We start from the raw sequence: 24,485 nt of genomic DNA, 5'->3' as shown, positions 1-24,485 counted from the left end.
GGCTTCGGCCCCTTCTTTTTTTGGTGAGATATGGCTACCAGAATCGGAATCATCAACAGAGCGTTAACAAAACTCGGAAGTGATCGGCTGTTGAACGAGGGTGACGATAACGCCGCATCTCGCGCAGTAGAGGCCATCTATGACGGCGTGCTTGATAGCCTGCTTCGCTCATATCGCTGGTCATTTGCTATCAAACGAAAACAACTGGCTCAACTGACAGAAACACCTGTCTATGGATACCAGTTCGAATACCAACTACCTGCTGACTGCATCAGGATTGATGCGATCACCGACTATGCGCACCAGGAATGGAGTTGCCACGGCTGGGAAAGTTACAGCCTGCCGGTGCCGAGATATCAGGTGGAAGGTAGAAGTATCCTGACGGACATGGACACCGTGTTTATTAGATACGGTGCGCGCATGCCAGACCCTACAACATACGACGAAGCGTTTACTGAGGCCTTCGCATGCAAGCTCGCTGTCGAGCTTTGCGAAACCATCACGCAGTCGTCAACGAAGAAACAAGCCGCGCTGCAGGACTTTGACATGGCTCTCAAGGCGGCTCGCTCAGCCAGCGCCATTGAGCGCCCACCAATTCAGCAGCAGGAAACATCCTGGTTTACCGCGAGGTTATAAATGCCATCCACATCTCCCGCCATCAACAGTTTTAACGCCGGTGAGTTTTCCCCGCTGATGATGGGGCAGACTGATTTTGTTAAGTGGAAAAGCGGCTGCAAGAAGATGCTGAACTTCATCCCCCGATCTCAGGGCCCGGCAGAGCGCCGCGGGGGGACATACTTTGTCAGCGAGATTAAAAACTCGGCTAACAAGGTGTGGCTGGCTCGGTTTGAGTACAACACCACCCAGGCATTCATCCTGGAGTTCGGGCCAGGTTACATTCGTTTTTTCTCCAATCATGGTGTAGCGCTGGATGGCAGCAGCAACCCGCTTGAGGTTGCTTCGCCTTACTCAGCATCCGACCTCACCAATGGCGACGGCGGGTTTGGCCTGTCGATGGTGCAGAGCGGCGATGTGATTTACATCTGCTGCCACACTGGCAATGTCCCGCCGTACAAACTGTCTCGCATCAGCAATACCAACTGGACAATGCAGCCGTTCGACTATGCGGCGGCCATGGGGCCATTTGCTAACATTAATTCAGATCGCACCGCGACGGTTTACACCGACCAGTATCTGATTTGGTCAGCAGACGGCGCAACCAGGCCAGACGGAACACCAACGACAACCAGCCTATGCACCATCACCTCCAACACGTCAATTTTTGAATCCGGCCATGTCGGCTCGCTGTTTTATATCGAGGTATCGACTGACGTCACCGATGATGCGGTGGTTGGATACGAGGGGCGCATTCAGGCCTGGCAATCAGACACCGATTACAACACCGGCAGGTTTGTCCGCTCTGACGGTAAATATTACGAGGCTCTCAACTCCAGAACCGCCGGGAGCACTCAGCCAACATGGACATTTGGCGCGCACTCTGACGGCAACAACGGCGTGAACTGGCGATTCTCTAATGGAGGCTGGGGCGTTGTTCAAATCACCGCAGTCAACTCAGCTACTGAGGCTGTCGGGAAGATTGTCAGCGAGCTAACCCCATCGGTGCGCACAACTACTGGTAAGACATTCAAATGGGCATTTGGCGACTGGTCATATGCCAAAGGCTTCCCGACCAAGGTTGGCTTTTACAAAAGCCGCCTGGTGTTTGCCGGTCGCCAGAAACTCTGGTTCTCAGTGGCATCTGACTTTGAGAACTTTACCCCGATGTCTGACGGGTTCCAGGTGCAGGCAGATGACGGCATCAACGTACAGATTGAGGCTGATGCAACCAACACGATTCAGTGGCTGGCCGCGAGTAGCTCTCTGATTATCGGTACCGCGAGCAGTGAGTTTTCATGCTCACCTTCAACCACCACCAGTGGGTTCGGCCCGGACAACATCCAGATTGTGCAGGAGTCGCATTACGGCTCGAAGGGCATTAACTCTGCGATAGTGGGTGACACTGTTATGTTCGTTCAGCGCGCAGGACGTAAGGTTCGCGCTGTCACTGCGGACGCCTCCAGCGGCTCTTATAGCTCGGTGGATTTGTCTGTCATTGCAGAACACATCACGTCAACCGGCATAGTCAATTTCGCCTGGCAGCAAGAGCCTGATTACGTGTTGTGGGTAGTGCTGACGGACGGAAGCCTGGTCGGCCTGACGTATAACGCTGAACAGGAAATCACTGGATGGCACCGGCACACGGTGAGCGGATTTGTTGAGGCTGTCTCAACCATTCCTGACCCTGCTGGCGAGCGAGATGATTTGTGGCTGGTTGTCAGGCGCACCATTAACGGCGTGCAGCGCCGCTATGTTGAGTATTTGCATGCAACATGGGATGCGAACACTCAGCCTCAATCGCAGGCCTTCTATGTGGATTGCGGGCTGTCTTACAACGGCGCTGCGGTAAGCACTCTCAGCGGATTGTCACACCTTGAAGGGCGCACGGTATCCATTTTGACAGACGGTGCTGTTCATCCTGATCGCGTTGTTTCCGGCGGCGCGGTGTCTCTCGAATGGACGGCAAGCGTTGCGCACATCGGCCTTAGTTACCGGTCTGAAATCGTCACGCTTCCCCTTGAAGCTGGCGGCACCGCAGGCACTGCGCAGAGCAAAACCAAGCGAGTAAACGAACTGGCAATCCGGTTTGTGAACACGTTGGGCGGAAAGACGGGGATGGAGGGAAGCATGTTCCTCGACACAATCCCTTCGCGTGACTTCCATGACCTGATGGACCAGGCACCAGGGTGGTTTACGGATGATCGCAAGATGGTTATCCAGCCGCAGTACGACACCAACGCCTGCATACGCGTGGTGCAAGACCAGCCGTTGCCGATGACGGTATGCGCAATCTACCCACGTGCATGGACATCAAGCGAATGAAGATAATTGATTTCGAACCAGAGCATGTCCTGAAAATTAAACCGCAGAAAACGCAATCATACATGAACCTCACCCTTGAGTATGGACAGTACCTGGCGACGGGTAACTGCTTTACCGGGGTGCAGGACGGAAAGATTGTCGCCATCGGCGGGATACTTCCTGTTTATGCAGGGCGTGGGTATATGCACATGATCGTCTCTGAAGATATCCCTCACCAGTGGATAAAGCTATACAGGGCGGCCCGCAGGCTGATAGATGCCGTCTCTGATGATTATGTGAGGCTTGAGACGATGAGCGCTTTCGGTGATGCAGACAGGTGGCTCGAGCTTCTCGGCTTCGAATATGAAGGCGTCCTGAGGCGTGTCATGCCTGATGGGTCAGATGCAAAATCATACAGCATAGTGCGGGAGGAATCATGCAGGCTTTAGCACCGGCAGCAACAGCCATTGGCTCAGCGCTTCCAGCTGCTTCTACTGCATTGCCATGGCTGGCCGGTGGTGCAGCAGCTCTAGGGGCAATCAGCAGCATTACTCAAGGCTCAGCGCAGGCAAAGCAAAGCAACATAAACGCCAACCTGCTCGACAAGCAGGCGCAAAGCGTCGCACTTCAGACAGGATCTCAGGTTGGGCAGATTCGCCGCCAGGGTGCAGAAGTAGCAGGGCAGCAGGCGGTGGCATTTGCAGATAACGGTACCGGCACCGGTGGAACCAATGCCCTGATACAGCGTTCGTCAGCTATCGACACTGAGCTTGATGCGGCCAACGCCGATTATAACGGGCGCGTTCAGATTGCAGACCTTGGCAACCAGGCCAATGCAATGCGCCTGAGTGCGAAGAATCAGAAGCCTGGTCTGCTCAGCCTGGTTGGTGGGGCTGCGAATACGGCTGGCGCTTATTACGGGACAAAATCACTCTTAAAAGGTTAAGAAATGGCAAGAATCCCCGTATATCAGAGCCAGGTAGGCATACGCGCTGGCGGAAATTCACCGGTGCGCTATCAGACAGAATCGACTGATGCGCAGATATTCCAGCAGGGAGTGGGCAGCATTGTTGACGCTGGCACACGGCTTGCCAGACAGCAGCAGGCGGTTCTTGATACAAAAAATTTAACTGACTTTGCAAACGCTCAGTCTGCTTTGTCTGATTCCCTGAACACCGCCAGGCAGCAATCACGCACTGGTGTGGACTACATCCCGGCGGCGTCCACGATCGCGAAGCAGCACGAAGAGGATTTCTATACTGCTCACCCTGATATGTCAGAGCAGCAGAAGTCAGAATATGCATTGCGCTGGGCTCAGTTGCGCGGCAACGTCCAGACAGAGGCGATCAACTGGGGTCAGGGTCAGGCCAAATCCATTTCGGTAGCCAACCTGGAGGATAGCGCGGCGGCGGTCGGAAATACCATCCTGCAAAACCCTACCCAGGCCCGTTCGCTTGCCGATGCTCATCTTCAGGCTATTGACCAGAGTGACCTTGACCCGGCGACAAAGGCGCAGTTAGCCAGCCGATCGCGCAATATGTGGGCCCTGGCGGCGGCGCAGTACGGTATTAACAGCAACCCTCAGCACGTCATTGATCAGGAAAGCTCTTTCAAGTCTGCGCAGTCCGTTGGCGCTGGAGACGGCGCATCTTTACCAGGTGGCTCACCGGGAACCCTTGCAGTACGCAACAACAACCCGCTGAATATCCGCACCGGTAATAACGCATGGGCTGGCAAGGGCGCAGACAACGGCTCAGGGTTTGAGAACTTCGACACTGCAGACCATGGTTTTCGTGCTGGCATCAAGCTGATTAAGAACCACATCAGCAACGGTGACAATACGTTATCTTCGTTGATCAGGACGTGGGCCCCGGCATCGGACAACAACAATCCGGCTCAGTACGCTCAGGCGGTTAGCCGTGACACTGGTATTCCTGTCGATGCGCAACTCAATCCAAATGATCGGCAGCAGATCACCTCTGTCGCCAGAGCGATGGCAAAGCAGGAGGGTTACAACTCGCCTGTATCTGACAACCAGATAAACCGGGCGTGGGATTCGGTTAATGACCCAAGCCTGCTTGCTCCCGGCGTTCCGTGGGGACAGTTAACCCCTCAACAAACCCAAAGTGTGATTAATCAGGCGCAGGCCAAAGTTGACCAGCGTAGCGCGCAAACACGGATGCTCATAGAGCAGCAAATGCGGAATGACGCAGCGCAAGTTGAGCAGGGAATCCCGGTTAATAACCCGGTGTCGCGCGAGTCATGGATGGCGACAGCGCCATCTGATGCCACGCCGCAGCAGATTGAATTGCTTGGGCGGCAGTATGACAACTATCAGCTTCAGATGGGTTTGCAGGGCGTCTATTCCGACATTAACACGAAGTCGGCGGCAGATGGTCTGGTCTCAGTGCAGGCGATCAAGCCGGTTGGCGGAGAGGAAAACTTTGCCACTAAACAGCAGGCATATCAGCAGGCTCAGCAGCGATATCAGCAAGTGATTAGCGCGCGAGAGAAAGACCCTGGCGGCTGGTTGTCGCAAAACTCACCTGATGTTAAATCTGCCTATGCTGCCTATGCGCAAGACCCATCCCAGGGCGCGGCTCTCGCTCAGACGATCATCGCCGCAAAAAACAGTCTTGGAATTCGCAGCAAGGACATTCTGCCTGACGTGATGACCAATTCTATTTTGCAGGAGATCGACAACAGCAAAGAGCAGAGCGTGGCAACTATCCAGTCTGTCGGCGCGCAGTTCGGTCAGTATGCGCCTCAGGTGATGGAGCAGATTCAGAAGAAGGCAGGCCCTGTATTGCAGGTGGTCATGGCCACGGCGAATCCTCGGGCGGCAAACGCCTTGTGGCAAAGCCGCAATGTCAAAACCACTGACCTGCGCGGTGGCATTGAGAAGCCTTCTGCTGATAGCGCTGATTCAGCCTGGAGCGAGCAGTCGAAAGACTTCGCCGGCACGATGACTCTGCAGCCAGGAGGCACATCAGTGTGGAACAACTTCAACGAGCAGGGTAAACGCCTCACGTACATCAACGTTCAGCGCGGCATGTCTCCGTCCGATGCGGCCAAGCAGGCTTATCAGGATGTTCTCGGCGAGCAGTATCAGACCGGCGGCACATGGCGCATGCCGAACAAGTACGGGCTTGATTTGCGCGATGTCAGTGATGGTGCTGACAAGTATCTCGATTCGCTTACTGCTGAGAAAATCATGCCACTCATCGGCGACCCTCGCTTACCTGCTGAAGTAAACCAACAGCAGAGCATATCGAGAGTCAAGGATAACGCTCAGTGGGTGACGAACAGTGATGAGTCCGGGCTGACCCTGACGCTGAATGGCCTTCTGGTCAACGGAGCAGACGGCCATCCCATCACCGTTTCGTTTACTGACCTTTCCAAGCTTGGCGCTGAAAACCGCTCAGGATGGAACAGTGTTGTTAAGTTCTCACAAACACCAGTCACCTACACACCAGGCCAGTCCAAAAACTACTCTGTCGAAAGCCAGAGAAACCGTTTAATCGACATCATTCAGGGCGGACAGCAATCCGGAAGGTAAGATGACAATTTACACCGAAAGCCCTGGGCAGGGCATTAACCAGCCAATCAGTAACGTACCATCAGGGCTTGGTGAGTCGCTTTTATCTTCTCTTGGCCAGGGCTTTGATGAAGGCCCGGTAATGTCAGGCATTCGTTTTGCGCAGGCGGATGTGCTTGCTAACGACACAAACGCAAAGGTTGTGAGTAAAAGCGATGCCGACGCTCAGTTAAAGGAATATGGCGTAAAGAGCATTACTGTTCCTGACACCGGTGTAACGCAGACATTTTTGGATCACGTCATCGGCGAGCGAAAGGATTCGCTGGCAAAGCAGCAGGTGGCATTATCTGCACCATCTGGGTGGGTGGCGACACCGCTTAACTTTGTGGCAAGTCTGGCCGGTGCAATGGCCGACCCTGGCAACGTAGCACTGGCGTTTGTTCCGCTGGGTGGCGAAGTCAGGGCGGCCAGTACGCTTGGTAGATTTGGGGAAAGGTTGGCGGTGGGGGCGAGAGTAGGCGCAGCTCAGGCGGTGGCTACTGTTCCGTTTACCGCGCAGGCGGCAGCGGCAGAAGGCAGTGATTTCACATACGGTAACGCGCTGGAGAGTACATTCTTCAACACGCTGGCAGGTGGGCTGATGCATGCCGGTGGCGGTCTTATCTCTGACGCCATCAGGGCCAGGCGTCCGGCGGCTAATGAGGCTTTAAGTTCTGAGCCTTTATCTACCGCCAGTGAGGCTCAACCTACTCCGGTGATGACTCCTGACAACGTTCCAGAAGGCGTGAACATCCCTGAGGAAGGAACTACAGCAGACCTTGCGACAGCCGTATCCAGGGATGCTGAAAGCTATGCTTATAGCCGTGCCTACAATGACGTGGTGCCAGAGTACATCACCAGGCAGCAGGAGTTGCAGGCGGGGCTACTGGATAATGTTGCAGACCTTCGCAGGGAGATCGCATCGAACTCCCGCGCGGCTGACGCATTAGACGCAACTCTATCTGATCGCACCTCTCAGTATCAGTCTCGACGAATGAAGTATCGCGATGCTCGTAATGCCGCAATGCGTGATATCCAGGCAGAGAAGGATGCTCTGGCATCCAGGAACCAGGAGATCAGTGATTCACTTCAGCAGCATGCGCAGGCTGAGCGAGCGCGTGGCAATGAGGCCGCTATCTCTCGCGGAGAAATCCCTGACGAGTTGAGAGTGAGCATTGATGAACGGGCTCAGAAAATACGCAGCGGACTTCAGTTATCACCGGTATCTGGCGCTGTCAGAACGGCGGCCGCCGCAATAAGAGAAGCTGATTGGGTAGTTAACCAGCAGGCATATCGTGCTGCGCTGGCTCACATGATGGATGGCAGATCTCCTGATGTCGAACCGTTCTATGACCTGCACAAGCCTGCGTTGCGTGAGCGCTCCATACAGCGCATTCAGAACCCGGTTCGCGCTGCGGATGAAGGCGGCAGGTCGGTGAGTGAAAGCGCTGACCGTGTATGGCGAGACACTCAAAATCCCGACCACGAAATCACGGCCGCCATTGATGACCTCGATAATGAGATCAACATTAGCGATGCGCTGCTGAACGACATTGCAACCAACAACCCTGAGGCAGCGGCCAGCATGCGGGAGAACATCACCGCAATCCGAGCTGAGGCTAACGATGATTCACTTGGTAAAGCCTTCCGCGCTTTTGCTTCATGCATGATTAACCGGGGTCTTTAATGGCTAACGAATTTCTTACTCAGTGCGAAGTGGCGGTAAACACCGCCGCCGGGCGCAAGCTCTCCGAAGAGGAAATGGAATCCCTCGTTCGTGACATGAACGACACTACCAATCGCATCCTGGCTGGTAATGAAGCACTGTCACTTGAAGAGGCGGCATTGCGCGCGGCAGATGAACTGACCAACGCCGATAAGCTTGCCAAGACCATTGAGGCGCGCAATAAGGCGCTTAATACCCGCATCGCCGCCCAGCGCCTGAGCGAACTGCGTACTACATGGAAAGACCGACCTGATATTGGCCTTGAATCCCTGCTGGTAGGCCGAAATGATGCACGTACCGGTTCCCGCCGCTCGGTGGCATCGGAGGTTGCGCAGTTGCGCGGCAAGTATCACGCCGGTATCAACTACGATTTCGACCAGGCTGGAGTGGTGAAGTTTATCGCCAGCGGCAGCAACGATCGAGAAATCGCAGATGCAATGTGGCGTATTGGTCGTGACCAGTCGACAGACGGCATGACAAAGCAATCCGTTGACGCGGCCAAAATTATCATGAAGTGGCAGGAGTCTGCGCGTATTGATGAGAACCGCGCCGGTGCCTGGATTCGAAAAGTGCCCGGGTACATTGTCCGCCAGTCGCACGACATCCTGAAAATCCGCGCAGCAGGTTATGACGCCTGGCGCAATTCAATCCTCCCTAGCCTGGATGATGTCACCTTTGACGGCGTTACCGACAGAGAGCAATTTCTGCGAAACGTCTACAACGGCCTGGCCTCTGGCGTCCACCTGACCACTGAAAAACCAGACTGGATGACTGGTTTTAAAGGGTCGCAAAACGCCGCCCGGCGCGCCAGCCAGGAGCGCGTGCTTCACTTTAAAGACGGTGTGTCATGGCATGAGTACAACCAGCAGTACGGAACCGGCAGCCTGCGTGAGTCCGTGTTCGGTGGGCTGAACAGCGCTGCTCGAACAACGGGCATGATGAGAGTGCTGGGTACCAACCCGCAGAACATGTTCAAGTACCTGACCGATTCAATATCAGAAGACCTGCGTGGAAGCGCATCACCATCAGCGCAGGCTGACTTCCAGACAAAAGTGCGCCGGCTAAACCGGGTCACGATGCCTCAGATTGATGGCTCGTTGAACATTCCTGGTAGTGTTGGATGGGCCAACGCCTCTGCAAACGTCCGTGGGTGGTTGCGCATGAGTCAGCTTGGCGGCGCGGTCATATCATCTTTCAACGATATTCCCATAGCGGCAACGGAAATGCGCTACCAGGGGCAGAACTTCATGGGTGCTGTTCTTGGTGCAATGAAGGGTAGATTCAGCCGTTACAACAGCGCGGAACAGAAGGAGATCCTCTCGTCTGTCGGCGTGTACTCGGACACGATGACGCAGGAGATTATCCGCAGAATGTCAGGAGATGACAGCCTTAGCGGTAAAATGGGGCGCGCTCAGCAGTTGTTCTTCAAATATAACCTGATGAACTTCTGGACTGAAAGTGGCCGCAACTCCAACGCCATGATGATCACAAACTGGCTTGCCAAAAACTCTGAGCTGTCTTATCCGCAGTTGAGTGAAGATTTGCGGCGGGTTTTGAATATCCATGAGATAGGCGAACCTGAATGGAACATCTATCGAAGCATGGATATGGCAGACAGCGAAGGCCGCAAGTTCATGACCAGCAGTGGCGTTCGCGGGGTGCCTGACGATGTAATTGGCGCGTATGTGGAAAGCAAAGGGCTGAAGGTAACTGATCGGTCTATCGCTGACGCCAGGGAGGAGTTGGAAGGAAAGTTGAGGGGATACACCCTTGACCGACTGAACATTGCCATGTCAGAGCCAGGGGAAAGGACTCAAGCCTTTATGAAGTTCGGTACCGTGCCCGGCACCGTCGCTGGCGAGGCATTCAGGTTTGCAGGGCAGTATAAGTCGTTTACTGCCAGCTTCATGCAGAACGTACTTGGCCGCGAAGTATTTGGGCGCGGATACACTCCTGCCGGCCTTGGTGAATCAAAGACGTCATCTCTCACCAATGCGCTTCTCAATAACGGAAAGGGTGCATTCCTCGGGGCGGCCAACCTGTTCGTTTGGGCCACCCTGTTTGGCTACGTATCCATGCAGTCAAAACTTCTTCTCAAAGGCCAGACACCTCGGCCTGCTAATGGGAAAACATTCCTTGCGGCGGCCACTCAAGGCGGGGGCCTTGGGATATTGGGCGACTTCATGTTTGGCGAGGTTAACAGGATGGGTGCTGGCCCGGTCACATCTTTACTTGGTCCGGCAGCGTCAAATGCAGATTCAATAATCAGGCTGCTCCAGCAAACATCTCGTGGCGATGCAGACCTGGGTGACTGGTACCGAACGGCTCTCGATAACACACCTTTCCTGAATGTGTTTTGGCTGAGGACGGCAATGAATGGGCTTATCCTGAACAGGATTCAGGACGGGCTTGACCCTGGGTCCCTTGAGCGATACCAAAGGAGAGTTGAGCGTGAACAAGGGAATGAGTTTTTAGTTCCACCATCTCAATTTATGCTGGGGCGTTAAAGCATCTTGTAAATAAGCCATAAAATAAATGGCCCACCACTGCACAACATAAAGCCTTTAAAAGCTTCGCTGTCAAAAGATTTATATCTGAAGAAAATCATATAAATCCAAAAAGCTAAAGCTCCACCAATAAGTATTCCAGTAAACATATTTCCTCCTGATTTTTCATTGAGAACATAACCCGCTTCGGCGGGTTTTTCGTTTCACAACACATACCGCTGCAATGCAGTGGGGATTACTCGCGCCCGGAGATCGGCAGATGACAGTATCCAGCCAGCAGTCATATGTAGAGTACAACGCAGACGGCTCTACAACCACCTTCACGGTTCCATTTTATTTCCTTCAGGGTTCGGACCTTGGCGTTACCATCCGCTATTCTGACAACACAACCACCGACCTGACGTATGGAATTAACTTCTCAGCTTCCGGTGCCGGAAACCCAGCAGGCGGCAGCGTAACACTCAATGCTGCGTACCCGGCAGGGAATAAAGTTCTCATTCTGCGAGCGCCTCCGGCCACTCAGGAAACTCAGTATGCAGAGAATGGAAAATTCCCGGCCAAGTCTCACGAGAAGGCCCTGGATAAACTGACCATGCTTATCCAGCAGTGGGGGTACTGGTGGGATAATCTGGCTCTGAAGCGCCCAAATTTCTACGCTACTTACTACGACGCCAAACAAAACAAAATCAGCAATCTGGCTGACCCAGCCGCGCAGCAAGATGCCGTCAACAACCGCACCATGCGTGACTATGTTGATCGGGCTGTAGCCGGTGTTGTTGGTGGTTTTGGATGGTTTATTCAGTATGGTTCTGGCGCTATTTATCGTACCTTCCAAAACAAAATGCGTGATGAAGTGTCAGCGCTGGATTTCCAGATGTTTGCTGATGGCGTCAACAGTGACACTCCAGGATTTGCCGCCCTGGAGGCAGCATTTACAGGGAGAGTGGTTAATCTTGCCGGAAAAACCTACAAAGTTGACGGTCTCCCGACCCTCAACAACTACGTAAATGGCTACTTCCTCACAAACTCTCTGGATACCGGACTTCCTGTAACGCTTCGCGCACCTACATCACCTGCGACGATTTCTGCAGCAACAGATACAGGGCAATATGAGCCTAAATATCAAAACCCGCTCACTGGCGATTACCAGATGTCGGGGCGAACCACGCCAGACCTGGCCGGGTTATGGTGCTCTCAGAACTCATATGCTGGCGGCGGGTTCCCTCGCGCAGTAGTGATGGGATCAATTTATTCCTATTCGGTTGGTAACGTATCTGGCTGCTACTCTGCGCGACAATGCCGATCCACCGTGCCTCAGTCGGTTAACATAGGCTCAGAAGACTGCCGCGTTGATAAGGGCTTCCGAGGAGGAAACTACAGCTCAATAACTTCGCATTGCGAGGGTGAAACTGGCGTAAACGTGGCATCGCGCCGTGGCTGGAACAATGGCTACCACACTGCAAACATTGCCTCTGTTGACGCCTACGCAGGGGGCGGTTTCGGCGCTGAGTTTTATCTGACAGTCAGCGGTGGCGTGATTACCAGTATCGGTATTGTTTCTGGCAAGGCAGGTCTGGCCTATAACACTCAATGCACTCTGGTATTCGCTGACAGGATGGGGCAGGGAACGGGTGCGGCTGCAACATTCACGCTTAACTCGGACGGCAGCTTTGCATCTGTCACGCTAACCTCAGGAGGCAGTGGGTACAGCAGTGTTGTACAGCTTTATGTGCTTGGCTCTGGCTCGTACTGCGGAAACATATTCACCGCGAACGGCTGCGTTGCGTACCAGGAATTGTCTTTCAACATTGGTGCTAATAACTGCTCAGCAAAAGCCGGCCGCTCAGGAAATATTGCCGCTAACGGCTCGTCAACGTCCGGGCTGTACTCAGTTAATATTGCCTCCAATATCTGCACCGCAACGGCGGACAATGCAGCAACTCTCGCATCCGGTTCTTCTGATGCAACAGCCGCATCGGCTCTGGTAATGAGCGGCACGTCTTCAAAGGCCAGCGCAGTAGGCGCAGTCACTATTGGGCGCAGAACAGAGAACAACGTGGCGCGGTCCTTCGCGTTTGGTGATGGAAGTACGGGTGGAGCGGCAACCTCAAACCGTAAATTCCATATTTTCCCATCCGGCGCATTGCAAATTTCTGGTGCGCTGACGCAAAACCAGGTGTTTACAGACATCGCCAAGATGTTCGAAAACATTGAGGAAGTTGCAATACCAGTTGGCTCCCTGGTCGCCTGGGAAGGGCGTAAGGTTCGCCTTGCAGTACCTGGTGATGTCGCTGTCAGCGCCCACTCCAGAACCTATGCCATGCTCCTTGGTGACAGCACATTCACATGGTCTGGCCGCTACCTGGTAGATGATTTTGGGGAAAAAGTAATGGGGCAGATTTGGGATGAAGAGGCCGGTGGCTGGGACCCTAAAGCTAACAACGGTGAAGGCGGATATGTCGGCGCTTACGTCATCGGGCAACTGGAGAACCCTGATTACGACCCAACCATTGAGCAAATACCACGCTCTGAGCGTCGCAATGAATGGACTCCGGTTGCACTCACTGGAGAGGTTCACGTAAGAGTCGACCAGCACGTTGGCGTCGATGACTACATTGCGCCGGTATCGCCTGGTCTGGGTGGTGTGTCTGAGACGCCTACCAGAATGCGCTGCATGGAAATTCGCAAGCCGTATGATGTCACCAAAGGCTACGCTATCGCACTCTGCCTACGCGACTAATAGTCATCATCAATATCCTGAAGATGTGACCTGACGATAATCGCGACCAGAAGGACGAACACGGCAAGGATGCCAATCAGCCACCACATACATTCACCCTGCAAATGGAATGGACATACATCATCCGCTGATTGTGTGCTTTTTGCTCATTGTTACTATCGATCGAAATAGTGATATCGATCGGTTGTGGCGATCAGCCACTCATGCTTATACTGTATATATAAACAGTAATAATGAGGGGTGATTCATGGGTTTCCCATCGCCTGCAACAGATTTTGAGGAAGACCGCATTTCTCTTGATAGCCGGATAATCGAAAGGCCGGCATCGACGTACTTCATGAGGGCAGGCGAGACGTGCTACCGCGAGGGGATAATGGGTGGCGCATTGCTCGTCATCGACTCGTCACTCACTCCCTGCGATGGTTCACTGCTGATTTGCAGTGTTGATGGAGAGCTGAGGATTAAACGGTACCGGACGCATCCGTATCCGCACCTGGTGAATATCCAGAACGGGCGGCAGGAGAGATTGCCAGACGCAAGCAGCAACGGAGTCGAGTCGCCGGTGTTCGGAGTGATCACCTATGTGATAAACGATGCGCGCCTGGGGGAGTTCGACGACTGCCCGGTGATGTGAGGTATGTGTCGCCTTTGTGTCGGAACACATGGGTGCAATTGGTATCGAAAGTATTCGTTAAGACACGATAAGACACAAATCCGAATGCGAACGCGGAAAAAACATTGTTTAACAGTGTCTTAATGAACGCTCTACGTTCTTCTAAGCCGTAGGTCACAGGTTCGAACCCTGTAGGGCGTACCATTTCAACTCAAGCCGTTATCCGTTTATCTTCATCTCCATGTTTTCTTCGTGGGACATGTTTGGGACATCATCGTTAAAGAACGCATCAATTTGGCACACATGCTCGGTTAAATGGGTTCCTGATGTTGTGAACGCAGAAATTAATAATCCTGGGGCGTCAGCGTACAGCTTTATATTAACCGCTGCCTTCAATATGCATCTTTTGGTGTTATCGGATAAGTAAAGTATCCTTCCAGTGTGCAGCCTTTATGTGAATAAAAATCTATTTATTGCTCTTATCTGTGCCGATGAGAAATACATTTTATAATGAATGGATATTGACTGTTTAGTATTGCGGATAAAGTCAACAGTTGTTGTTGGGTATTGGAGGATTTATGAAAGCCCTCATTGCATGAGCAAAGAAGGCTTAGGCTGTAATAAAGTAAGATACTTATTGTTCTTCAATAATGACTTTCTGTTTGGCCGTAATATTATAGATGACCATCAAGGCGAAAATGCCAGTAATAACTGCAGTAATGATGCCCGGGGTCATAAATCGAGCCATATTACCAAGGATAATACCTGCAACGCCAAAGTCTGTATCAGAGAAAGTGGTATTGGTTAAACCAATTGCACCTAGTACAGGTAACAGTGCCACTGGCAGGAAAGTAATTAATATACCGTGAGCAAAAGCTCCCAGAATCGCTCCGCGTTTACCTCCTGTCGCATTTCCGAATACTCCAGCAGTTGCACCGCAGAAGAAATGTGGTACGACCCCCGGCAGAATTAAAACCCAGTGAAGTTGGCCTAAAATGAAAAGCCCTACTAGCCCACCGATAAAACTTGAAATAAACCCGACAAGAACAGCATTAGGTGCATACGGGAACACAATTGGACAATCTAGCGCAGGTCTTGCATTCGGTACCAGCCTTTCAGAGAAACCTGTGAATGCAGGCACGATTTCAGCAAGGATCAAACGTACACCTTGTAGTATTATAAATACTCCCGCCGCAAATGTAATGGCCTGGATGAACGAGTATACCAGGTAATTTTGTCCGTGGCTGAAATTAGCCTCTACATATTCTTTACCCGCTGATATCGATAAAACAAGGTAAATAATCATCATTGTGAGCGAGATAGAAATTGTACTGTCGCGCAAAAAACTCAGGTTTTTTGGCATGTTCATTTCTTCGGTTGATTTTGATCCTTTACCCACTAAAGATCCAATCCAGCCGGAAAGAACGTAGCCAACCGTTCCTGTATGCGCCAGGGCGACCTGATCATTACCAATGATTTTACGCATATAAGGTTGCGCAATCGCCGGGAAAAAAGCCATTAATATACCTAGAGTCAGCGAACCGGTGTAGATGAGCTGCACACCTTCAAACCCTGCAACTGAGAGAATAATGGCGACCATACAGGCCATATAGAATGTCACATGCCCTGAGAGGTAGATATATTTGAGGCGAGTGAATCGCGCCACGATGATATTCGCAACCATACCAAAAGCCATAATTAGTGTGGTGGGTGCGCCATATTTTGCCAAAGCAATTGACACCATCGCCTCATTGTTAGGGATGATCCCTTGAACATCAAACGCCTGTTTAAAAATATCGCCCAACGGTGAAAGAGACCCTACCAATACTGTGGCACCACCCGATAACACAAGAAAGCCAAGTATAGTTTTTACCGTGCCCTTGATAATATCAGGTAACGATTTTTTTTGAGCAACAAGTCCAAACAATGCCACCAACCCGACCAGGATGGATGGCACTTTCATTACATCGACAACAAACTGTAAAAGGTTTTGTGTAAACATATTAACCTCAGTGGTAGGGTGTAAATTTTCATTTGATTAATTATTGTTTATCAAAAAATGCTTTGATTTTTTCCTCAAGTTCTTTGATGTCAATGAGGCTGTTAATCACAATGATTTTTTCTTCAGGTAGGTTTGCACTAAAAGCAATGTCTTTACCCATAACAAAAACATTAGCCAGTTCCGGAGTAACAGATCCTAAATCTGAATGCTCAACTTCTGCCGTAATATCGAGTTTTTTGAGCACCTTTTTTATATTCATTTCCATCATGAAACTGCTACCCAAACCTGCGCCACATACCGCCATAATTTTCATAATCTGCCTCATTAGTTATTTGTTTCAAGTGATTGTGTAATTACTGAGCAGCAGGGCTGCCCATTAATATATTATGTAGTTCTTGGGCATTGCTTACGTTAAAAATCCTGCCCATGATTTCTTCATCAGATAATACCTCGGCCATCTGCGAAATCATCTCAATGTGGCTATTACTGTCAGGAGCAGAGAACATTAAAACAATAGTCACCGGATCATTATCTTCTGAGCCAAATTTTACCGCATGCTTAATTTTTACTATTGAAAGACCGAGAGAAAGAGCTCCCTCCTCAGGACGAGCGTGAGGCATTGCAATGCCGGGTGCGATGACAAAATAAGGACCTATCGCTTCTTTTTGCCGAATAATCGCATCAATATAGTTCTGAGATATTGCCCCATCTTTAATCAGCGGCTTTCCTGCAATTTCAATGGCTTCTTTCCAGTCGGAAACTGATTCAACGAACTGAATCCTATGGGTATTGAGCCATTTTGATAAATGTGACATGTCGTATTCTCTTGGTGAAATTATTAGTGTTAATCAGCCCAGCATGCTTCGAGCGACGTCGAGGACATTTTCCTTTGTAAAACCAAAATGTTTAAACAGCACGTTTGCCGGTGCTGACTCACCAAATGAAGTCATACCGATGACTTTGCCATCAAGTCCGGTATAACGTTGCCAAAACCCTTCAATACTCGCCTCAACAGCAAGACGCTTACGAACATTTTTCGGCAATACGGACTCTTTATACGTTTCCTCTTGCTTGTCGAAACGCTCTGTACAAGGCATAGATACGACACGAACCTGATACCCTTCCTCTTTCAGAGTGGCGGCTGCTGCAACGACTAGCTGAACTTCTGAACCGGCTGAAATAAGCACTATTTCAGGCTGTCCGTCGCAATCAACCAGAACATAACCGCCGCGGGTAATATTGTTCAGTTGCTGCGTGTCTCGGTGTTGCTGCTCAAGCGGCTGGCGGGTAAGAATCAGCGCAGATGGACCATTCTTGCGTTCTAAGGCCTGCTGCCAGGCGACTGCGACTTCAACCTGATCGCATCCACGCCAGGTTTCCATATTTGGGGTTAAACGAAGGGAAGCGAGTTGCTCGACAGGCTGATGAGTGGGACCATCTTCTCCTAACCCAATGGTGTCATGGGTATAGACAAATATTGAACGGATCTTCATTAAGGCGGCCATGCGTACCGCATTACGGGCATATTCCATAAACATCAGAAAGGTTCCCCCATAGGGGATGAAACCACCATGCAATGCCAGACCATTCATAATGGCCGACATGCCGAATTCACGGACTCCAAAAGAGATATAATTTCCCGCAGGGTTTGCCGGGCTGAAATCAACTGAGTCTTTATGACGAGTCAGGTTAGAAGGCGACAGATCTGCAGAGCCCCCCATCAACTCAGTGAGTGTTTCAGCAAAGTGGCTCAGACAGTTCTGGCTGACCTGACGTGTTGCCAGACTTGCAGGGTTGGCTTGCAATTTTTCGATATAAGTAGAGATATTTTCCTGCCAGCTATCCGGTAACTCCCCACTCATCCGACGGATATACTCATTCGCAAGCTCTGGCCATTCCTGCTGGTAATGGGCAAAGAGTGTATTCCACTCTTCTTCTGACTGGCGGCCTTGCTCTGTAGCATCCCACGCCTGGTAGATGTGCTCCGGAATTTCAAAGGGCCGATAAGGCCAGTTGAGTGCCTTGCGTACCCGTGCAACTTCGTCAGAACCAAGAGCGGAGCCATGACATTCATGGCTGTTAGCTTTATTTGGGGAACCAAAACCAATAATCGTTTTGCAGCACAGAAGGCTGGGTTTGTCAGTTACCGACTTCGCTTCACGTATTGCTGCATCAATAGCCGCCGGGTCATGGCCGTCTACACCTTCAACAACATGCCAACCATAAGCGTGAAAACGCTCAGGAGTATTTTCTGAGAACCAGCCTTCCACGTGACCATCAATAGAGATTCCATTGTCATCCCAGACTGCAATGAGTTTTCCAAGTTTTAAAGTTCCAGCCAGACTACAGGCTTCATGACTGATGCCCTCCATCAGACAGCCATCACCGAGGAATAACCAGGTATGGTGATCAACAATGTTGATACCAGACTTGTTAAAGTGTGCGGCGAGCGCTTTCTCCGCAATTGCCATGCCTACCGCATTGGCAACACCCTGACCCAATGGACCGGTTGTTGTTTCCACACCAGGGGTGTATCCATATTCAGGGTGTCCTGGTGTACGGGAGTGAAGTTGACGGAATGCACGAAGATCATCGGTGGAAAGGTCATATCCGGTGAGATGGAGTAACGCATAAATCAGCATGGAGCCATGACCGTTTGACTGAACATACCGATCACGGTTGACCCATTTTGGGTTTTTCGGATTGTGGCGAAGGTGACGGCGCCAGACAACCTCTGCAATATCGGCCATACCCATCGGTGCACCAGGATGACCGGAATTTGCATTCTCAATCGCATCGATACTGAGAAAACGAATCGCGTTTGCTAACTCTCTATTGAACATTCTCTTCTCTCTTCACGTCGTTTAAATGTCAAACATGTCCAGTCAAACTATGTTGGTCGAATGAATAACAATGACATTACCCGGGCAGGCATGCAGCATGCCTACCGATAAAAACAAACCCAGGTATAATTATTTGTTCTTTAAAAACAGTAGAATAATATGTTTCTTATTCATGCCGTAAATTACTGGTTTCTCATTCATATCAAATAATATAAGTATAGACATGTTTAATGTGTATAGTCATCTTGATGATGCACCTGGACGTGTACAGATACAATATGTAAAATTGAAATATAGCTAGACATGGTGCTGATTAGTATAAATTCGTTAACTTGATCACATAATGCTATGAACGAATCAGTAGACAGAAAAGAAAGTCGTGCAAACATGCTCACATTTGGGCTCAGATGAGCCATACATACCCACTTATCAGGAAAAAAAGAGATGATCGATGGCATTACAGAGAAGCAGAAAGAGGTTGTCGATTACATCCTCAGGAAGATTAAGGAGGATGAGTTGCTTCCTGGTGATAAATTGGATACTGAAATTGCGATAGCAAAGAATATCGGCATTACCCGAGCAACAGTAAGAGAAGCCACGAGGATTCTGATTGAGCAGCAACGGATTTATCGGGTGAAGGGCTCTGGACTCTTTGTTGGATCTATAGGCAAGAGCAATCATTCTGGACGATTTCACGCTCTTTCACCTTTTGACTATCAGGCACAAAAGAATGGTCATAAAGGGGTCAGGAAAATCATAACGGTAGGTATAATGAAAGTGCCTTCAGCGGATATGGCACAAGCCTTACGAATTAAGAACAGCGATCAGGTATATAAAATTCTGAGGTTAATGTGCTTTGACGAGACTCCCGTTGCACTTGAGTACATTCATTTGCCTGTAAACATGTTTAGCAGCATGGAGTTCAGTCAGCTTGAAATTTCAAAATATACTTATATTGAGCAACTTACGGGGAAGAAAGTCCAACGTAGGGATCAAAACCTGACCGCCGTACATTTATCTGATCCTGAGGTTATACAATTACTCGGTTTAAAAGAAAATGATGCGGTTATGGAGATTAACGAAACGGTTTATCTGGATGATGGCACGCCATGTGAGGTGAACATCGCAATAATTAATACTCGTCTTTTTCCACTCAGGCAAAATACAGAAAGAACATAACTATTTTTTAAAACTCCAAATTGCATTCGGCAAGTTAAAATGATTCTTTGTTTAATTTGCCAAAAGCATACTGAACCAGTATCTTACTGGCTGATGTTTTTTAATTAATAGATTCAATTACTTACACTTGAAATTTCAACACGCAGCTCACAATTCCAGTCTCAATTTTTTCAAGCAATAAACAGATTCCGATATTCCTAAAATTTCAGTAAGTAAGTTCTGTTTTACGAGTGCTGTTCCATTTTACAATTAAACCGCACACACTCAGGCTCGTTTCATTGTTCCCTGTATATATTCTCAGTATGGTGGTTTTGCGCCTGCAAAATCAGGCTTCGGGATTAGCCTCCTGAAAAGTCCATACTGGCGACAGATGAAAATGTGTCGTGCGAACGGCGTGGGCCGGGCGAGGGCGTCGCAAAGTGCGCAGTGCTCAAAGAGCAGGTGAAAGGTATAAAAAAGAGTGTCTTCGGCGTGATTGAAGTGAGTGAAAACCCGGAAATCAAACGCGAAAAATGGTTACGTGACTGGCGGGGCTGTTTCAGAACCGCAAAATAATCGGTTTGCTCAAGAAGTAAAAAAGCCGCCCGTTGCGGGGCGGCGTGTTGCTAACGCGTTATATCACTCAGAATGTCCAGCGGAGGTTGGCGTTCACCGCGTTGACGCGGGTATCAGAGCCGATTTGCCCTTTATAACCCACGTTCAGCGTCGCTGAGTTCGGCAGCGCGAAGCTGACGCCCACATCGCCGACCAGCATATCCTCGTCAACCGGGGTACCTTCGGTGGTGAAGCCATCGCTGCCGGCAAATGCCATGCGCGAGGAGGCTTTTTTATCACCGTAGGCATGCTGCCAGCCTAACGAGCCGTAAAGGCTGACGTTTTTCGGCAGTTCGGTTACGGCACGCGCACCCAGCGTAGAGAAGAAGGTATCGGTGGTTTCATTACGCACGCTCAGCGCGGCGGCACCGCCTTTCTCTTTAAAGTCATCCGTATTCAGGCGTACATAGCTCAGGTTGATGAACGGTTCGACGTTCTGCTCTGCCTGGCCGAAGCGATAACCGGCTTCGGTGAAGGCCAGCAGCGAGTTAGCGTCATAGTCCGCGTTCAGGCGATCCGAGTAACCGCTGAAATCGACCTTACGTTCGGCGTCAATTTTATGCCAGGTATAACCCACCGATCCGCGCAGGGAGAAGGCTTCCTGACGCGCTGCCGCGTACAGGCCGAGATGGTAGTTATCGATATCCATTGAGGAGCGACGGCTGTCGATGTCGTAGTTTCCACGGCTGTAGCCGAAGAAGCCACCCAGTCTCACGTTCTGCCCATCCAGCTTGCGGTCGCCGCCCAACAGGAAGCCCGCGGTATTACCATCCAGCTTACCGGTATTACCGTCGCCGTCGGTTTTCACCCAGGAGCCGAACGTCTGACCCCAAACGCCATTACTCTGTTCGACCGGCGACTGCGCAAAGGACATCGCCAGCGGCGGTATCGTCTGCATGTCATCATCGAAGGCGCCCGTCATTCGCTGATTCAACACATTAAACAGCTGACTGCTGCCCGCGATCAGCGTGGACTGAACCGAAGGGTAAGCCTCGCCCGACAGTTGATTAAATGCCTCGCGTGCCTCCGGTGCGCTTAACATCAGCAGGGAGTTGTAAAGGGCAAGCGATGGGCCGCTTTGCGTCAGGGTAGAGAGCGCGCCTGCGGTATTCCACTGGTTACTCGTCTGGGCGACGGTCTGGAAAATGCCCGGCTTGCCGCTGCCTGGGTTGCCCGTGCCAGGATTACCCGGGTTTTCAGGGGTGCCCGGATTCTCAGGATTGCCTGGATTCTCAGGATTGCCTGGGTTCTCAGGATTGCCCGGATTCTCAGGATTACCTGGGTTCTCAGGATTACCTGGGTTCTCAGGATTGCCTGGGTTCTCAGGGTTGCCAGGATTCCCACCCGTGTCTTTCTGCGCGATGCTCAGATCAACGGCATTCGCGCTCTGGTTCAGTGCCACATCCAGGAAGGCGGATTTTGAGACTGCTGACGCGAACTGACCATCAATGCCGCCTGCCGAGTTTAGAATGCGGTAGGTCTGGCCTGTCTGGTAGCTGGTCTGCGGATCAAGCGCTGTAACCTGTACGGTGGCCTGGTCGCTGATGGTGGTCTTACCTTCGACGTTGAGCAGGTCACTGCGTCCGTCACCGGTAATGTCGACGTCATAGAACGATTCGCCGATAAAGTTCAGGTAGCGTTTCAGCGTCAGGGTGCCGATGCCGCCATCGCCCGGAGAAATATGACCGCCGGAGAGAATTTCGGTCTGCCCGAGGGTGCCGGTGCCTCCTAAGGTACCGCCCGCTTTAATTGACGCAGCGCTACTGTAGCCAAGGCCGTTGCTGACGTCGCTCCCGGCGGTGGCGTTGAGGATCAATGTGCCGCCGTTTTCCGCGCTCAGGGTCTGAATATCAAAAATATCGGTTTCAGGCTGCGTGTTGATATCACTGGCGATAATAATCTTACCGCTGCGGGCGAGGACGTTTGCCTTCAGTCCGGTCAGGTCGCCGCTGAGCGTGGTTTGCCCGGCAGTGTTGATGACATCACCTTCACCACTCATCGTGTTGGTGAACTGATAGTTTTCATCCGTGTGGTTGAAGTAGACGTAGCTGCCGAACAGCCCGCCGCGCAGGTTAATCGTCGTCTGCGCATCAATAGTCCCTGCGCCGCCGGCCTGGCCCAGCGTCGGCTCAGTGAGACCGGTGCCAGTATCGAAATTGCCGCGGCTGCCGATAACCAGTGCGCCGCGATTAGAGCCTGAACCCGTATCGCCAAGTACGATAGCGTTGCTGCCCGCAGAGACCACGCCGCCATCCACAGCTGACACAACGCCGTTGCCGTAATCACCGACGAGAATGTTGCTACCGCTGGTAAAGCGGGAATTGCTGCCTTCAACGTACAGTTCGGCGGTTTTGCGGGAACCGGAAACGCCTGCGACCTCGATGCTGCCGACCGTGACCGCGCCGCCGTTGAGCACGTCCATATCGCCGTTAAGCGTCAGTAACTGCGCGACGTTCCACTGAGAATTTGCCCCCGTCACCGTGGCTTTTGGATTCCCTTTGTCGGTTTCATCTGGATCGTAGCCATCGCCGATCCGCGCCTGGTTGGCGATGGTAACGACAGCGCCATCCTCAATCGACAGGGTAGATCGTGAGCCTGATGTGGTGCCTACGCTCAGATAGTTACTGGTCACGCGGGAGTTCGCACCGGTGGCGATGAGATGACTGTCGTAGCCACGGGTGGTGCCGACCACAATCTCTTTCGCGCTGGCCAGCGCACCGTTTTCAACCCGAAGCGTACCGAGGCCAAGATCCAGACTGCCGTGCAGTACAGCCTGATCGTTCAGGGCGTTCAGCTCGGCATCCGGTCCGCTGACCGTTACCGTGCTTTCAAAAATCTGACCGTTATAGAGCCTGCCGATATTCACGTTGTAAGCGGTAATTTTACCGTTATCGATCAGCACATTGCCGCTTTGCGTGCGGCCAACGTACACATCGCCGGTATAGACCAACGACTCCGTGACCGTGGAATCGCCGTCGTAAATGGCGTCGGCGGCCAGGGCATCAACGGGTGTAAGTAACATCAGCGGGGCAGAGAACAGAGCGAGGTAAAGTTTAGAAAGTGATGTCTTCACTTTTAATTGGTGCGAGAAATTGTCATTCACGTGCTATCTCCAGATTGATTAACGTGATGTCGCGAAGGCCATTATTTTGTAGAAATAGAATTCCGGATACTGACTTGTATGACGCTTTATTTCGCGAATTCAGGCGTGCAGGTAAATTAACCGACGAAGCGAAAATCTGTGACTCCCTGATTATTGCGCTTCGTCGAGTGAAAATAGAGAACGCTAGCCGCGGTCTCTTTGACAAATTATTTATGGGTCACGATTGGCGTACAGGTCGGTGCGCTCAGCGATGGCGCAGAGCCCAAAATGCCCGGCATCATCATGGATGAGCAATCGAAAATACGGCCCTTTTCGGTGGTCGCGCGGTAGGTAAGTTTTTGGCCGCCCAGCGCATCGGGCTGAGCACCATTCACTTGGGTAACGGTAATTTCATCTGAAGATCCGAGACCCAGCATTTTTGCCGTTTCTGCCTGAAGCAACGGAATAGCCTGATCGGTTTTCAACGTCGAACAACCCGCTACCAACATAGTAATAGCAAGTGCGATGAGTGGTCTTTTCATAAATTATCCTTGTAACCAGGCAGTATCGATTGCTGCATGGCAATACGTTTCACTTTTTAAAACCCTGAAATAAGATATTTCGCTTTCCCGGAATAAAAAACCCTCCTAAAGTAGGGAGTGTCGATAAAGGGAAAATTGGCAGAATATTGCTGGTGCAACTC

The 24,485-nt window shown here is 51.3% G+C and carries 17 protein-coding genes; 10 read left to right on the top strand and 7 right to left on the bottom strand.

The window, feature by feature from the left end; translation table 11 throughout:
• Positions 1-30 precede the first annotated feature (30 nt).
• From ACUY4Q_RS18050 to ACUY4Q_RS18020, 7 genes are read left to right on the top strand one after another with little or no spacing between them, the layout of a single operon-like run.
• Positions 31-636: a phage connector family protein gene (locus ACUY4Q_RS18050; protein WP_458044084.1), complete on the top strand. Its 606-nt coding sequence runs from the start codon at positions 31-33 to the stop codon at positions 634-636.
• Entirely contained in the window at positions 637-2,940 is a 2,304-nt protein-coding gene (locus tag ACUY4Q_RS18045) for a phage tail protein (RefSeq protein WP_458044083.1), read from the top strand.
• Positions 2,937-3,368, top strand: coding sequence for a hypothetical protein (locus tag ACUY4Q_RS18040; RefSeq protein ID WP_458044082.1), 432 nt, complete (start codon positions 2,937-2,939; stop codon positions 3,366-3,368). Before ACUY4Q_RS18045 ends, ACUY4Q_RS18040 begins: the two co-directional genes overlap by 4 nt.
• Positions 3,356-3,865 carry a hypothetical protein gene (locus ACUY4Q_RS18035; protein WP_458044081.1) on the top strand — a complete coding sequence of 170 codons (510 nt, stop codon included), beginning with the start codon at positions 3,356-3,358 and terminating at the stop codon, positions 3,863-3,865. Before ACUY4Q_RS18040 ends, ACUY4Q_RS18035 begins: the two co-directional genes overlap by 13 nt.
• Before the next feature lie 3 nt (positions 3,866-3,868).
• Entirely contained in the window at positions 3,869-6,478 is a 2,610-nt protein-coding gene (locus ACUY4Q_RS18030; RefSeq protein ID WP_458044080.1) for a transglycosylase SLT domain-containing protein, read from the top strand.
• Position 6,479: 1 nt separating this feature from the next.
• A complete protein-coding gene (locus ACUY4Q_RS18025) occupies positions 6,480-8,183 on the top strand; it encodes a hypothetical protein (protein WP_458044079.1) in 1,704 nt (567 codons plus the stop codon).
• Positions 8,183-10,729: a hypothetical protein gene (locus ACUY4Q_RS18020; protein WP_458044078.1), complete on the top strand. Its 2,547-nt coding sequence runs from the start codon at positions 8,183-8,185 to the stop codon at positions 10,727-10,729. The genes ACUY4Q_RS18025 and ACUY4Q_RS18020 overlap by 1 nt, the downstream gene beginning before the upstream one ends.
• On the opposite strand, the gene ACUY4Q_RS18015 is transcribed toward ACUY4Q_RS18020, so the two are convergent.
• Positions 10,726-10,878, bottom strand: coding sequence for a hypothetical protein (locus ACUY4Q_RS18015; protein WP_458044077.1), 153 nt, complete (start codon positions 10,876-10,878; stop codon positions 10,726-10,728). The genes ACUY4Q_RS18020 and ACUY4Q_RS18015 overlap by 4 nt on opposite strands.
• Positions 10,879-10,988: 110 nt before the next feature.
• On the opposite strand from ACUY4Q_RS18015, the gene ACUY4Q_RS18010 reads away from it, so the two are divergent.
• Both ACUY4Q_RS18010 and ACUY4Q_RS18005 read left to right on the top strand, forming a co-directional pair.
• Positions 10,989-13,469 (top strand): peptidase G2 autoproteolytic cleavage domain-containing protein, encoded by a 2,481-nt coding sequence (locus ACUY4Q_RS18010; protein WP_458044076.1) that lies wholly within the window; start codon positions 10,989-10,991, stop codon positions 13,467-13,469.
• A gap of 247 nt (positions 13,470-13,716) precedes the next feature.
• Entirely contained in the window at positions 13,717-14,103 is a 387-nt protein-coding gene (locus tag ACUY4Q_RS18005; RefSeq protein ID WP_458044075.1) for a HumD family translesion DNA polymerase, read from the top strand.
• Between the two features lie 613 nt (positions 14,104-14,716).
• Here the strand turns inward: ACUY4Q_RS18005 and ulaA are convergent.
• Genes ulaA through tkt form a run of 4 tightly spaced genes read right to left on the bottom strand, consistent with a single transcriptional unit; the run spans position 14,717 to position 18,927 of the window.
• The gene (gene ulaA / locus ACUY4Q_RS18000; protein WP_458044074.1) at positions 14,717-16,084 is read right to left on the bottom strand and encodes a PTS ascorbate transporter subunit IIC; all 1,368 of its coding nucleotides are present in this window, start codon (positions 16,082-16,084) and stop codon (positions 14,717-14,719) included.
• A gap of 40 nt (positions 16,085-16,124) precedes the next feature.
• Entirely contained in the window at positions 16,125-16,397 is a 273-nt protein-coding gene (locus ACUY4Q_RS17995) for a PTS sugar transporter subunit IIB (protein WP_458044073.1), read from the bottom strand.
• Between the two features lie 40 nt (positions 16,398-16,437).
• Positions 16,438-16,899: a PTS sugar transporter subunit IIA gene (locus ACUY4Q_RS17990; protein WP_458044072.1), complete on the bottom strand. Its 462-nt coding sequence runs from the start codon at positions 16,897-16,899 to the stop codon at positions 16,438-16,440.
• A 33-nt stretch (positions 16,900-16,932) separates the two neighbouring features.
• Positions 16,933-18,927, bottom strand: a complete 1,995-nt coding sequence (gene tkt / locus ACUY4Q_RS17985) for a transketolase (RefSeq protein ID WP_458044071.1) — start codon at positions 18,925-18,927, stop codon at positions 16,933-16,935.
• A gap of 444 nt (positions 18,928-19,371) precedes the next feature.
• On the opposite strand from tkt, the gene ACUY4Q_RS17980 reads away from it, so the two are divergent.
• The gene (locus tag ACUY4Q_RS17980) at positions 19,372-20,106 is read left to right on the top strand and encodes a GntR family transcriptional regulator (protein WP_458044070.1); all 735 of its coding nucleotides are present in this window, start codon (positions 19,372-19,374) and stop codon (positions 20,104-20,106) included.
• Between the two features lie 622 nt (positions 20,107-20,728).
• Here ACUY4Q_RS17980 and ACUY4Q_RS17975 read toward each other — a convergent pair.
• The gene (locus ACUY4Q_RS17975; RefSeq protein WP_458044069.1) at positions 20,729-23,803 is read right to left on the bottom strand and encodes an autotransporter outer membrane beta-barrel domain-containing protein; all 3,075 of its coding nucleotides are present in this window, start codon (positions 23,801-23,803) and stop codon (positions 20,729-20,731) included.
• A 206-nt stretch (positions 23,804-24,009) separates the two neighbouring features.
• Complete coding sequence (locus tag ACUY4Q_RS17970) at positions 24,010-24,324, bottom strand: putative periplasmic lipoprotein (protein WP_458044068.1); 315 nt, start codon at positions 24,322-24,324, stop codon at positions 24,010-24,012.
• Positions 24,325-24,485 lie beyond the last annotated feature (161 nt).

This window comes from Phytobacter cepae (assembly GCF_054165735.1).
Note: the sequence above shows the minus strand (reverse complement) of the source record. Positions and strands in the feature narration are given on the sequence as shown.

Coding starts and splice junctions, on each gene's coding strand:
- ACUY4Q_RS18050 (WP_458044084.1), top strand. CDS start 31: ATGGCTACCAGAATCGGAATCATCAACAGAGCGTTAACAAAACTCGGA.
- ACUY4Q_RS18045 (WP_458044083.1), top strand. CDS start 637: ATGCCATCCACATCTCCCGCCATCAACAGTTTTAACGCCGGTGAGTTT.
- ACUY4Q_RS18040 (WP_458044082.1), top strand. CDS start 2,937: ATGAAGATAATTGATTTCGAACCAGAGCATGTCCTGAAAATTAAACCG.
- ACUY4Q_RS18035 (WP_458044081.1), top strand. CDS start 3,356: ATGCAGGCTTTAGCACCGGCAGCAACAGCCATTGGCTCAGCGCTTCCA.
- ACUY4Q_RS18030 (WP_458044080.1), top strand. CDS start 3,869: ATGGCAAGAATCCCCGTATATCAGAGCCAGGTAGGCATACGCGCTGGC.
- ACUY4Q_RS18025 (WP_458044079.1), top strand. CDS start 6,480: ATGACAATTTACACCGAAAGCCCTGGGCAGGGCATTAACCAGCCAATC.
- ACUY4Q_RS18020 (WP_458044078.1), top strand. CDS start 8,183: ATGGCTAACGAATTTCTTACTCAGTGCGAAGTGGCGGTAAACACCGCC.
- ACUY4Q_RS18015 (WP_458044077.1), bottom strand. CDS start 10,878: ATGTTTACTGGAATACTTATTGGTGGAGCTTTAGCTTTTTGGATTTAT.
- ACUY4Q_RS18010 (WP_458044076.1), top strand. CDS start 10,989: ATGACAGTATCCAGCCAGCAGTCATATGTAGAGTACAACGCAGACGGC.
- ACUY4Q_RS18005 (WP_458044075.1), top strand. CDS start 13,717: ATGGGTTTCCCATCGCCTGCAACAGATTTTGAGGAAGACCGCATTTCT.
- ulaA (WP_458044074.1), bottom strand. CDS start 16,084: ATGTTTACACAAAACCTTTTACAGTTTGTTGTCGATGTAATGAAAGTG.
- ACUY4Q_RS17995 (WP_458044073.1), bottom strand. CDS start 16,397: ATGAAAATTATGGCGGTATGTGGCGCAGGTTTGGGTAGCAGTTTCATG.
- ACUY4Q_RS17990 (WP_458044072.1), bottom strand. CDS start 16,899: ATGTCACATTTATCAAAATGGCTCAATACCCATAGGATTCAGTTCGTT.
- tkt (WP_458044071.1), bottom strand. CDS start 18,927: ATGTTCAATAGAGAGTTAGCAAACGCGATTCGTTTTCTCAGTATCGAT.
- ACUY4Q_RS17980 (WP_458044070.1), top strand. CDS start 19,372: ATGATCGATGGCATTACAGAGAAGCAGAAAGAGGTTGTCGATTACATC.
- ACUY4Q_RS17970 (WP_458044068.1), bottom strand. CDS start 24,324: ATGAAAAGACCACTCATCGCACTTGCTATTACTATGTTGGTAGCGGGT.